We start from the raw sequence: 12,047 nt of genomic DNA, 5'->3' as shown, positions 1-12,047 counted from the left end.
CTGAAAAACCGCGTACTTACGCGGTTTTTTGGTTTCAGGGGGTTGCCTGATCGTTCTCTGGTTGCCGAGTCATGTGTGAGTACGGTATCGAGTACAAAAATTTGCTGCTCCTCGGAAAGGTGAGTACAGTTGCGCAGACATTTTGTTGTTAAAGGGGCAACTCATGCTCACGGATGCGAATTGCCGCAATGCAAAGCCACGGGAGAAACTGTATCGGCTCAACGATCACAAAGGTCTCTACCTGGAGGTCAAGCCTTCTGGGGTGAAGGCGTGGAGGTATCGATATACGCTCCATGGCAATGCCAGTATGTACGCGTTGGGCGACTATCCAGACGTCAAGCTGTCTGAGGCACGGCAGCTCTGTGAGGGCGCGCGCAAGCTCGTGAAGCAAGGTATCAGTCCGGCTCAACAGCGACAGATCGATCGGATCAGACAGGTCAGCGAGGCGAAGAATACGTTTGAGCTCGTCGCCAAGGAGTGGCTGCAAACCAAGGACTGGCAGACGATCACCAAGCAAAGACGCTTGGACATGATGAACAGGGTTGTCTTTCCAAAGATCGGCGCGATGCCGGTGCGAGATGTCACCCCTGTGCACGTCTTGAGTATTCTTCAGGACACGGTCAAGCGAGGGGCGCCATCCGTGGCGGCAGAGGCCCGGCGGACGATGTCGGCCGTGTTCGAGTTCGCTGTGGCGACCTTGCGGGCCGAAACGGACCCGGTCTGGCCTGTCCGCAAGGCAATCCCGGCAAACAAGACCCAGCACAAGACGGCACTCACCGTTGAGCAGATCGGCAAGCTTCTCCGTGACTTCGACAGCCACCGCTGCACATTTCAGATCAACTATTGCATGCAGCTCATGTGGTGGACGCTCGTGCGTCCTTCCGAGGCTGCCGAAGCTGAGTGGTCGGAGTTCGATCTGGCTGCTGCAACTTGGCGCATTCCTGCAATTCGGATGAAAGCGAGGAAGGACCACGTCGTGCCTTTGCCCAGACAAACAATTGCGATGCTTGAAAAGCTTCGCGGGCTGACTGGTGACCGCAAACATGTTTTTCCCGGACGGGACGACCGCAACGGACCAATGTCCATCGCTGCGCTCCGGCAGGCTCTCAAAGTTGTCGGTTGGAGCGGGACCTATAGTCCCCACGCCACTCGCACCACTGGAAGCACCCGGCTGAACGAGATGGGATATAGGCCCGATGCGATCGAGGCCCAACTCGCTCATGCTGATCAGAACAATGTGCGTCGCACGTACAACCACGCTACGTATTTTGATGAGCGCAAAGCGATGATGCAGCAATGGGCGGACCGCTTGGACGAATGGAAGGAACTATGACGTACTCACCATATTTGCCCGAAGGTTGCGACGGGACACTAACAGCTGCCCAGCTGCGGTTCATCGAATTTTCGGTCGGCTTGCAGGCTCGCCTGTTGAAAAAAGGTAAGCCCGTCTTCAAGGATCGAGCGCGCTTCTGCGAACAGATGATCGAGTTGGCAAAGGAGTATCAATGGCAGCAGCGCAAGCATGCTGAGAGGGATGATGCCCGAGTCAAATTTGCGAGCCTTTCGAACCTGGCGGGAAAATTTTGTGCTTCATTGGCAGCGCTTGAGCCAGCGACTGTAAAGATCTTGGACGGCGGCCTGAAAGCGCATTATGCATGCAATGGTGCGAGTGACGTAGGCGCGAGTGGAGAGGAGTTTCGTTCGAACGATTGGCCACACGGCCCCGAGCGGGTAGCGCAATTCGCAGATGCACTTGCGGGCCTGGAAATGGCTGCGGCAGATCTGTCCCGACGTGCCCGGCTGGGTCGCGCCGAGATGGACGCAGAGCATTGGGCCGCGCGAGAGTTCGTTCGGATCTGTCATGCCTCGGGCTGGGCTCCGTTGAAAATGTCGAATAGCGGAAGAGAGGTGAAGGGCGCTACGAGATCTAAGCTTCCCGAGGTTGTGCGCTGTCTGGCCGCCGTGTTTGAGATGGCTGGAATCGAGGGGCGGCAGGCGGAAAGCCGGGCCATGACTACCTTACGAAAGCTGCGCAAGTCTTCGGTGCCTCATCCCGTTCAATGGGCGGGTGCGTTCGACGGGGAATACGACGAAGTCGAGTGGTATCAAATCCGCCTTCAAAAGGTTGAGAGCGAAACCTGGAAGGACTTGCCAAATTTCATTCCCGAGGGCCATCGTCGAGGCGACTAAGACGAAGGTTTGGAACTGGCGATGCGGGCATTAAAGCCTGCTCTTTTTCCCAATTAATGCTCGCGACTTTTCTCTCTGAACGGACGATCATCGCCTCTCATTCAACTCGTTTCGAGGCAAACCATGAACGTTCTGCGTATCCAAGAAACCTGCAAAAAAATCGCGCTGAGTCGAACCACGCTTTGGCGGTTGTGCCAGCAAACAGATTTCCCCAAGCCCATCAAGCTGGGAGGTCGTGCGATCGGGTTTTTAGAGCATGAAGTGGACCACTGGCTGGAAAGCCAGGCTGATGCACGCTCGACTTCTGCACGCGGGGGTTGAAATGGGGCGGCAGAGAACGATCGATGACGAGAAATTCTGGCATGCACCGAGGTTGGAGGGTTGCACCTCCGAAGATAAATTTGCGCTCCTACACCTGTTAACGGGGCCCAAGAGCAATATCACCGGGGTCTATGCGCTTGTGCCTCGCCATGCCGGGGCAGAGCTGGGCTGGACGGCTGAACAGTGGCTGCACGTGTTGGGTCGGCTCCAGGACAGAGACCTAGCTTGCTATGACGAACATCAGTTGATGGTCTGGGTGAAGGTGTGGTGGGAGCACCATAACGCGCGGCAAACTGTCGGCCCGAAACTGCTGGGACGAACGTTGGAGCAGATACGCGATATTCCGCAGGCATGGCGGGATAGCTTTTGGGCAGACTTCCTGAGCCGATTGACTGTAGAGCAGCGCAAGAGACTGGATCAGGATTGCGTGCAGTCAGAAGATACCTCAGGCGAGGGCTATGGATACCCTATCGATAGTGCATCAGGAAACGGCCAGCGTAACGCTAACGAACAACGAAAACTATTAAATGAAACGACAACAGGCTCGTGTAGGCAGCAACCTGTGGATATGTCGGCCGTCCCGCCTCAATTTCACGATGATGTCCACAGGGCTCTCCAGGATGCGTTGCGGAACGGTTCGTTGAGACACGACCCCCAGGCAGTGATCGATGCGATGGCTCGGCTGTACCGCTCCGCGAATCGTCCCAGAGCGGCATATCCATTGACCATGCATCTGGCGAAGAACCTGCTTCCCGCCAGTTCTGGGGCATGAGGATGGTTGTGTTGCATAACCACCCTGAGGAGACTGACCTTGTCCGCCAGTGTCAAAGGCTTTTTGCGATAGCTATAGGGGAGACAGGTTCTTCAGGGCGCGTGACCAGGCGGACCGCTGTAGATTATGCAAAATTAGCCTTGTCGTTGGTGAACAGGGCCAGCCATTCCGAAGCCGGCCTGATGGATGTGGTACAGGCCACGTCCCGCTCGTCTACATACTTTAAGAGGATGGCAGCGATTCGATATGTGCTGGTGAGGCAGCATGAGCAATTGCTGTTGGAGATGAGTGCCACCCCGCGCCCAGCAGATTTTTCGGATTCCGACACGACCGGCAAGTGGCAGCGTCATTTGGATTTGCTTCAGCAATATCATGACCAGCAGAAAAAGGGGTTTATCCAGACTCGACGCAGGCGCGTTAGCAAACGGCAAGCCTTGCAGGGGCTGCGAGCAGATTGGCGTGAGCAGATTTGCCGGCGTTCAGAAAACGGAAAATACGGTCTTGCCATGTTGGTGGCAGCCCTGACAGGTTGTCGTCCGGCGGAGTTGGAGCGCGGCGTCGTTATTTCGGAGAGCGGGGGCTCCGAAGAAATTGGCCAGATCAATTTCATGATCGATGGCGTTAAGGTTAGTGGAGGACAAGGGCAGCCGCATCGGTGCATCAGCTATCGGTCGAATGATCCGCATCCGCTGGTGCGCGCTATCAGGCAGGAGTTAGAGGGGCGGCTCGACAACGGGGCCTGCCGTGTGCAGGTGGAGAAAGCGCTCAACTTCACCGTTGAGGTTCGTCGATTGGCACAATGCCTTTGGCCCACGCATCCTCACTCGATAACGGCGTATTGTTTCCGGCATCAATGGGCGGCGGATCTGAAGCGCACGCAGTCAACCGACTCGGTCAGCCGAGGGCTGGGGCATCTGTCAGCTAAGACGCGGCGATACTATGGGCAGGCGGGGCAGTCGAAGGGGAGATTTCTTCAGCCAGTAGCCGTCACTGCCGAGCGCCACATCAAATCTGTGCCTGATTGGGCAAGCTCTGGGCCGAGAGTGCTCTGACGGCCTTTGAGTTGAGTGTCAGATCGGCATTAGTTTTCTTGTAAAGAAAAGTCACATGCAGTACATTGGCAGTACCTGCCAATGCGAGAACTGTATGCCGCGCCGTAAGGACGAAACTCTATCTATACGTACATCTTCCGAGATTAAACATCTCCTGCAACTTGCTGCCGAACGCGAGCGGCGGTCCGTTGCCTCGATGGTCGAAGTACTAGTGCTGCAGTATGCCGAACTGCATAAATTGATGCCTGATGAGCCAAGCCTGTCGTCGGCTATGAGGCCATCATCCAAATGACCGATTCTTCTGCAAAAATTACCGCGAACCAACTAGAAAGCCACCTTTGGGAATCCGCCAACATTCTGCGTGGCCCGGTGGATGCCGCTGACTTCAAGACCTACATTTTTCCGCTGCTGTTCTTCAAGCGCATCTGCGATGTTTGGGATGAAGAGTACCAGGATATCGTCGATGAGACTGGCGACGAGCAACTGGCCTGGTTTCCGGAATCGCACCGCTTCCAGATCCCCGAAGACTGCCACTGGAACGACGTTCGCACCAAGGCCAGTAATGTCGGGACGGCCCTTCAGCGCGCGATGCGCGAGATCGAAAAGGCTAACCCCGACACCCTGTACGGCGTGTTCGGCGATGCCCAGTGGTCGAACAAGGAGCGGCTGTCTGATGCCCTGCTCAAGGACTTGATCGAGCACTTCTCCAAACTGCCGTTTGGCAACAAGAACGTCAACTCGGATCTGCTTGGCGACGCCTACGAGTACCTGATCAAGAAGTTCGCCGACGCCACGAACAAAAAGGCCGGCGAGTTCTACACTCCGCGCAGCGTGGTGCGGCTGATGATCGACATGCTCGACCCCAAAGAAGCCGAGACCATCTACGACCCGGCCTGCGGCACCGGGGGCATGCTGCTGGCCGCTGTCCAACACGTAAAGGAACAGCACGGCGACGTGAAGCGCTTGTGGGGCAAGCTGTACGGGCAAGAGAAAAACCTCACCACCTCATCCATCGCGCGGATGAACTTGTTCCTTCACGGCATCGAAGATTTCCAGGTGGTGCGCGGCGACACGCTGCGCAACCCAGCCTTCTTCGAAGGCGACCGACTGGCTACGTTCGACTGTGTGATTGCAAATCCGCCATTCTCGCTGGAAAAGTGGGGCGAGGACTTGTGGCTGAACGATCCCTTCGGCCGCAACTTTGCCGGCCTGCCGCCCTCATCCAGCGGTGACTTTGCCTGGGTGCAGCATATGGTCAAGTCAATGGCTGACGTCAGCGGCCGGATGGCTGTGGTGCTGCCCCAGGGCGCCCTGTTCCGCAAAGGTGTGGAAGGCAACATTCGACAGAAGCTACTGGAAATGGATTTGGTCGAGGCCGTGATCGGCCTGGCACCCAACCTTTTCTACGGCACCGGCCTCGCTGCGTGCATCCTGATCTTGCGCAAGCGCAAACCGGTCAAGCACAAGAAGAAAGTACTGATCGCCGATGCGTCACGCCTGTTCCGCCGGGGCCGCGCGCAGAACTATCTGGAACCCGAGCACGCCGCCGAGATCCTCGGCTGGTATCGCGGCTTTGTCGATGTGCAGGACGCGGTCCGCGTGGTCAGCCTCAACGAGATCAAAGCCGAAGACTGGACGCTGAACATCTCGCGCTATGTCCTGCCCCCATTGCAAGAAGACATCCCACCTCTGCCCGACGCAATAGCGGCGTTCAAGGACGCGCTCTCCCTTTGCCGCGCGGCCGAAGAACGTCTCGCTAAGGTAATGACTGAAGGGGGATGGCTGAAGTGAGTTCCGACCGCCCATTCAAAGACAACAAAATATTCACGGAAGAAATGGCGAATGCTGCGCGCTCTCGATTGAAGGAAAGGTTTTCCCAAATGGCAGACGAGAAATTTCGTACCACCAAGCGCATCAGCCAACAAGAACTCGAAAGCTACCTGTGGGGTGCCGCCGTGTTGCTACGCGGCCTCATCGACGCCGGAGACTACAAGCAGTTTATCTTTCCGCTGCTGTTCTACAAGCGCGTCTCGGATGTCTGGGACGAGGAATACCAAGCGGCGCTGGCCAACTCCGGCGGTGACCTTTCCTACGCGCAGTTCGCGGAGAACCATCGCTTCCAGATTACCGAGGGCGCGCATTGGAACGACATACGCCAGACCCCAAAGAACGTCGGTGCCGCCATCCAAAAGGCCATGCGCGCCATCGAAACCGCCAACCCGGATCTGCTCGACGGCATCTTTGGCGATGCGCCGTGGACCAACCGCGAGCGTCTGCCCGACGAAACATTGAAGAACCTGATCGAGCATTTCTCGACCGAAACGCTCTCGGTGGCCAACGTGCCCGAGGACGAACTGGGCAACGCCTACGAATACCTGATCAAAAAGTTCGCGGACGACTCCGGTCACACCGCAGCCGAGTTTTACACCAATCGCACCGTCGTCCATTTGATGACGCAACTTCTGGCACCGCAAGCGGGCGAGTCTATCTATGATCCCACGTGTGGCACCGGTGGCATGCTGATCTCGGCCTTGGACGAAGTGAAGCGCTCGGGCGGCGAGTACCGCACGCTCAAACTCTACGGGCAGGAGCGCAACCTCATTACCTCATCCATCGCTCGCATGAACCTGTTCCTGCACGGAGTGGAGGACTTTGAGATCATTCGGGGCGACACCCTCGCCGAACCAAAGCACATTGAAGGCGACCGCCTGCGCCAGTTCGACGTGATCCTGGCCAACCCGCCGTACTCCATCAAGCAGTGGAATCGCGAAGCCTGGAGCAGTGACAAGTGGGGCCGTAACTCGCTGGGTACTCCCCCGCAGGGCCGCGCCGATTACGCCTTCCAGCAGCACATCCTGAGCAGCCTCACCGCCAAGGGGCGTAGTGCCGTTCTCTGGCCCCACGGCGTGCTGTTCCGTAATGAAGAACAGACCATGCGCGCCAAGATGGTCGAGCAGGACTGGGTCGAGGCCGTCATCGGCTTGGGCCCCAACCTGTTCTACAACTCTCCGATGGAGTCGTGCATCGTCATCTGCAACCGCAAGAAGGTCGCGTCTCGCAAGGGCAAGGTGATCTTCATTGACGCGGTGAGCGAGGTAACCCGCGAACGGGCGCAGAGCTTCCTGAAGCCCGAGCACCAGCAGCGCATCCTGACCGCCTACAAGACCCTTGTGGACGTGCCAGGTTTCGCCAAGGTGGCCACTGTGGCGGAAATCGACGCCAATGCCGGCAACTTGTCGATCCCGCTGTACGTGAAGCGCATTGCCGCCGCCATCGCCACCGACAGCAATGGTGACGCGGTATCGCTGCGCTCTGCCTGGGGTCAATGGCAAAACCATGGCCGCGCGTTCTGGCAACAGATGGACGCGCTGGTGGAAACGCTGGATGGACTGATTACGGAGGACATCGAGCGTGTCTGACAAGAACAATAAAGCCCTGAAGCCCTACTGGCGTCGGGTGAGGTTCGGCGAGGTGGTGCGCCAATGCAAAGAAAAGGCCGATCCGGAAACCTCCGGCCTGGAACGCTACATCGCAGGCGACCACATGGATACCAATGACCTCCGCCTTCGTCGCTGGGGTGAGATTGGTTCGGGCTACTTGGGGCCTGCATTCCATATGCGGTTCAAGCCTGGCCAAGTACTGTACGGCTCACGCCGAACCTATCTGCGAAAGGTCGCGGTTGCCGATTTCGACGGCATCTGTGCAAACACGACCTTCGTGCTGGAGCCGAAGAACCCCGAGGAGCTCTTGCCGGAGTTCTTGCCGTTCCTGATGCAGACCGATGCGTTCAATGATTTCTCGGTCAAGAACTCCAAAGGTTCAGTCAATCCCTACATCAACTTCTCAGATCTGGCGAAGTTCGAGTTTGCGCTGCCTTCGATGGAGGAACAGCAGCGAGTTGTTCGGCTTCTTACGAGCGCTGAGGTAGCACGAACCGCAGCAGAAGATGCGGCGACTCATGCGGAGAAGCTGAGGAAGTCACTGCTTCTTGAAACCTTTGATGCGCTACAGGGTAGCGATATGGTCCGTATTCCATTTCTAGCGACAGAAGTCAGTTGCCGGTGGGTCAAGGCGCGTGATGCGGGCGCGATTCTTATGGGTCGCCAACTGTCGCCAAAATACAAGACTGGGAAGAACACAAAAAAGTATCTGCGAGTAGCCAATGTCTTTGACGGGTTCATTGACACGAGTGATGTCAATGAAATGGACTTCAATGAAAGTGAATTCGAGACTTTCAAGCTTCAGAGTGGCGATGTGCTGTTGAACGAAGGCCAAAGCCGTGAGCTTGTTGGCCGCAGTGCCGTATTCCGTGACGAAGTTCCCGACTGCTGCTTCCAGAACACACTGATCCGATTCCGCCCGAACAGAGACGTGTTGTCTGAATTTGCGCATTACTACTTTCAATATTGCCAGTACACATCTCGGTTCGTCCAGATTTCAAAACAGACAACATCAATTGCGCACCTGGGTGTCCAGCGGTTTGCCGAAATGAAGTTTCCTCTGGTTGCGACTGATTCACAAAGAGCGGTCGTGGATGCTTTATCCGCAGTAGTAACCGCTATTCCCCAACTCAAGAAGCGCGCACAGGCAGCAATCGCGATAAGGAATCAAGTTCTTACTGAGGGGGCTTCGAGATGAGTTTTACAGAGTCCAATACCGTCGAAGCCTACGTCCGCGACCTGCTCGCCGGCCCAATCAAGGCTGTCCAGCCCAACACCGTTCAGGAACCTCAGGCCAGCTACGGCCCCAGCCCCAAAGGCATCGGCTGGCGCTACGCCGCCCCTGCTGAGGTACCGCGCCAGATCCAGGAAGTGCTGGTCGAGCCGTGGCTGCGTGAGGCGCTGATCCGCCTGAACCCGGAGATTGTCTCTCAACCCGATCGCGCCGACGAGGTGCTCTACAAGCTGCGCGCTATCGTGCTCTCGGTGCGCTCGGATGGGCTGATCCGCGCCAACGAGGAAATGACCGCGTGGATGCGTGGTGAGCGCTCGATGCCCTTCGGCCACAACAACGAACATGTGCCGGTGCGGTTGATTGACTTCGATGACCTTTCGCAGAACCAGTACATCGTCACCCAGCAATACACATATCGTGCCGGCCCCACCGAACGCCGCGCCGATCTGGTGTTGCTGGTCAATGGTCTTCCGTTGGTGCTGATCGAGGCCAAGACGCCAGTCAAGAAGTGCATCAGTTGGGTTGACGGTGCTGTACAGGTGCACGATGACTACGAGAAGTTCGTACCCGAGCTCTTCGTCTGCAACGTGTTCTCGGTGGCGACCGAAGGCAAGGCCTATCGCTACGGCTCCATCGGCCTGCCCGTTAAGGACTGGGGCCCGTGGCATCTGGATGGTGATGACGACGAGGGGCAGCACCACCCGCTGAAGTCGCTCAAACTGTCCGCTGAGAGCATGCTGCAGCCTAATGTGGTGCTGGATATTTTAGGCAGCTTCACTCTGTTCGCCACCAACAAGAGAAAGCAGCGCAACAAGATCATCTGCCGCTATCAGCAGTACGAAGCGGCCAACAAGATTGTCGAACGCGTACTGGCGGGTTACCCCAAGAAGGGCCTGATCTGGCACTTCCAGGGTTCGGGAAAATCTCTGCTGATGGTGTTTGCCGCGCAGAAGCTCCGCATGCACGCAGGGTTGAGGAATCCGACTGTGCTGATTGTGGTGGACCGGATCGATCTCGATAGCCAGATCACCGGCACCTTCACTGGGGCGGACATCCCGAATCTTGAGAAAGCCGACACCCGCGAGAAGCTGCAGCAGCTGCTTGCGCAAGATGTGCGCAAGATCATCATTACGACGATCTTCAAGTTCGGCGAGGCCACAGGCAGCCTCAACGACCGCAGCAACATCATTGCCCTGGTGGACGAGGCCCACCGCACACAGGAAGGCGACTTGGGCCGCAAGATGCGTGAGGCCCTGCCCAATGCGTTTCTGTTTGGCCTGACCGGCACGCCGATCAACCGTGCCGACCGCAACACCTTCTACGCCTTTGGTGCCGACGAGGACGAGAAAGGCTACATGAGCCGGTACGGGTTCGAGGAGTCGATCCGCGACGGTGCTACGCTGAAACTGCACTTCGAGCCGCGCTTGATCGACCTGCATATCGACAAGGCCGCGCTGGACGCCGCCTACAAAGATCTGACCGGCGGCCTGTCAGATCTGGACAAGGACAACCTAGCGAAGACCGCCGCCAAGATGGCCGTGCTGGTCAAGACGCCTGAGCGCATCCGCAAGGTGTGCGAGGACATCGTCGAGCACTTCCAGACCAAGGTGGAGCCCAATGGCTTCAAGGGCCAGATTGTCACCTTCGACCGGGAGTCCTGCCTGCTGTTCAAGGCCGAGCTGGACAGGCTGTTGCCGCCCGAGGCTACAGACATCGTGATGTCGGTGCAGGCGTCCGACAAGAAGGAACATCCAGAGTATGCGGCCTTTGATCGTTCACGCGATGAAGAAGAACGGCTGCTCGATCGCTTCCGCGACCCGGCCGACCCACTGAAGCTGATCATCGTTACGGCCAAGCTGCTGACCGGCTTCGATGCGCCGATCTTGCAGGCCATGTACTTGGACAAGCCGCTGCGCGATCACACGCTGCTGCAGGCCATCTGCCGGGTCAACCGCACCTACTCCGAGCAGAAGACTCATGGTCTTATTGTGGATTACCTCGGCATCTTCGATGATGTGGCGGCAGCGCTGGAATTTGACGACAAGAGCGTCAAACAAGTGGTCAGCAACATTCAGGAGCTAAAAGATAAGCTGCCTCAGGCCATGCAGAAGTGCTTGGCCTTTTTTGTCGGTTGCGACCGGACTTTGCTGGGCTATGAGGGCTTGATCGCCGCGCAACAATGCTTGCCCACTAACGAAGTGCGAGATGGCTTCGCCGCCGAGTACAGCGTGCTCAACAAGATTTGGGAGGCGCTGTCGCCAGATGCGGTTTTAAATCCGTACGAAGCAGACTACAAGTGGTTGTCGCAGGTTTATCAGTCGGTGCAGCCATCGAGCGGGCACGGCAAGCTGATCTGGCATTCGCTAGGTGCCAAGACTATTGAGTTGATTCATCAGAACGTGCATGTGGATGCGGTGCGGGATGATCTCGAAACATTAGTTCTAGATGCTGACTTGCTTGAAGCGGTACTTTCGAATCCCGATCCGAAAAAGGCCAAGGAGATCGAGATCAAGCTCAAGCGTAGGCTGCGCGGGAAGGGAGTGAACTCAAGGTTCAAGAAGCTGTCTGAGAGGCTTGATGCCCTAAGAGATCGATTCGAGTCTGGACAGATAAATAGCGTCGAGTTCCTAAAGCAGCTGCTCGAAATTGCTAAGCAAACGCTGCAAGCCGAGAACGAGGTGCCCCCCGAAGAAGACGAGGATCGAGGCAAAGCGGCGTTGACCGAATTGTTCAACGAGGTCAAAACATCCGAAACTCCCATTATGGTAGAGCGAGTGGTGGCAGACATAGACGAGATTGTGCGTCTTGTCCGCTTTCCCGGTTGGCAAAGTACCCAAGCGGGGGAACGAGAGGTCAAGAAGGCACTGCGCAAAGCCCTCTTCAAATACAAGCTTCATGCAGATGAAGATTTGTTTGAGAAAGCATACAACTACATCCGGCAATACTACTGAGATGCAGAATTCCGCACGAGGTACGGTGGCAGCAGGCCAATCGGGCAATTCCACCGCGCGTCGAGGAAAGTTCGCCCCTTTTTCCAT

The 12,047-nt window shown here is 57.0% G+C and carries 9 protein-coding genes; all 9 read left to right on the top strand.

Annotation, left to right across the window (positions count from 1 at the left end):
* The first annotated feature begins 163 nt into the window (after nt 1-163).
* The 9 genes from AC6LJY_RS03515 (at nt 164) to AC6LJY_RS03475 (ending at nt 11,960) form a co-directional block, all read left to right on the top strand.
* Nucleotides 164-1,333 (top strand): tyrosine-type recombinase/integrase, encoded by a 1,170-nt coding sequence (locus AC6LJY_RS03515; protein WP_498135318.1) that lies wholly within the window; start codon nt 164-166, stop codon nt 1,331-1,333.
* Entirely contained in the window at nt 1,330-2,190 is an 861-nt protein-coding gene (locus AC6LJY_RS03510; RefSeq protein ID WP_498135317.1) for a hypothetical protein, read from the top strand. Before AC6LJY_RS03515 ends, AC6LJY_RS03510 begins: the two co-directional genes overlap by 4 nt.
* Before the next feature lie 123 nt (nt 2,191-2,313).
* Nucleotides 2,314-2,511: a helix-turn-helix transcriptional regulator gene (locus tag AC6LJY_RS03505; protein WP_342066246.1), complete on the top strand. Its 198-nt coding sequence runs from the start codon at nt 2,314-2,316 to the stop codon at nt 2,509-2,511.
* Complete coding sequence (locus AC6LJY_RS03500) at nt 2,447-3,283, top strand: hypothetical protein (RefSeq protein WP_342066279.1); 837 nt, start codon at nt 2,447-2,449, stop codon at nt 3,281-3,283. The genes AC6LJY_RS03505 and AC6LJY_RS03500 overlap by 65 nt, the downstream gene beginning before the upstream one ends.
* Before the next feature lie 182 nt (nt 3,284-3,465).
* Nucleotides 3,466-4,335, top strand: coding sequence for a site-specific integrase (locus tag AC6LJY_RS03495; protein WP_498135316.1), 870 nt, complete (start codon nt 3,466-3,468; stop codon nt 4,333-4,335).
* A gap of 288 nt (nt 4,336-4,623) precedes the next feature.
* Nucleotides 4,624-6,126 carry a type I restriction-modification system subunit M gene (locus AC6LJY_RS03490; protein ID WP_498135315.1) on the top strand — a complete coding sequence of 501 codons (1,503 nt, stop codon included), beginning with the start codon at nt 4,624-4,626 and terminating at the stop codon, nt 6,124-6,126.
* On the top strand, nt 6,114-7,754 hold the full coding sequence (locus AC6LJY_RS03485; RefSeq protein ID WP_498135314.1) for a type I restriction-modification system subunit M: 1,641 nt from the start codon (nt 6,114-6,116) through the stop codon (nt 7,752-7,754). The genes AC6LJY_RS03490 and AC6LJY_RS03485 overlap by 13 nt, the downstream gene beginning before the upstream one ends.
* Nucleotides 7,747-8,973 carry a restriction endonuclease subunit S gene (locus AC6LJY_RS03480; RefSeq protein WP_498135313.1) on the top strand — a complete coding sequence of 409 codons (1,227 nt, stop codon included), beginning with the start codon at nt 7,747-7,749 and terminating at the stop codon, nt 8,971-8,973. The genes AC6LJY_RS03485 and AC6LJY_RS03480 overlap by 8 nt, the downstream gene beginning before the upstream one ends.
* The gene (locus AC6LJY_RS03475; protein WP_498135312.1) at nt 8,970-11,960 is read left to right on the top strand and encodes a type I restriction endonuclease subunit R; all 2,991 of its coding nucleotides are present in this window, start codon (nt 8,970-8,972) and stop codon (nt 11,958-11,960) included. Before AC6LJY_RS03480 ends, AC6LJY_RS03475 begins: the two co-directional genes overlap by 4 nt.
* Nucleotides 11,961-12,047: the final 87 nt, after the last annotated feature.

The sequence above is a fragment of the Achromobacter sp. RT286_PF genome (genome assembly GCF_059760425.1).
Note: the sequence above shows the minus strand (reverse complement) of the source record. Positions and strands in the feature narration are given on the sequence as shown.

Bases quoted from the DNA above. Each gene is read 5' to 3' on its own strand.
- AC6LJY_RS03515 (WP_498135318.1), top strand. From the start codon at position 164: ATGCTCACGGATGCGAATTGCCGCAATGCAAAGCCACGGGAGAAACTG.
- AC6LJY_RS03510 (WP_498135317.1), top strand. From the start codon at position 1,330: ATGACGTACTCACCATATTTGCCCGAAGGTTGCGACGGGACACTAACA.
- AC6LJY_RS03505 (WP_342066246.1), top strand. From the start codon at position 2,314: ATGAACGTTCTGCGTATCCAAGAAACCTGCAAAAAAATCGCGCTGAGT.
- AC6LJY_RS03500 (WP_342066279.1), top strand. From the start codon at position 2,447: ATGAAGTGGACCACTGGCTGGAAAGCCAGGCTGATGCACGCTCGACTT.
- AC6LJY_RS03495 (WP_498135316.1), top strand. From the start codon at position 3,466: ATGGATGTGGTACAGGCCACGTCCCGCTCGTCTACATACTTTAAGAGG.
- AC6LJY_RS03490 (WP_498135315.1), top strand. From the start codon at position 4,624: ATGACCGATTCTTCTGCAAAAATTACCGCGAACCAACTAGAAAGCCAC.
- AC6LJY_RS03485 (WP_498135314.1), top strand. From the start codon at position 6,114: ATGGCTGAAGTGAGTTCCGACCGCCCATTCAAAGACAACAAAATATTC.
- AC6LJY_RS03475 (WP_498135312.1), top strand. From the start codon at position 8,970: ATGAGTTTTACAGAGTCCAATACCGTCGAAGCCTACGTCCGCGACCTG.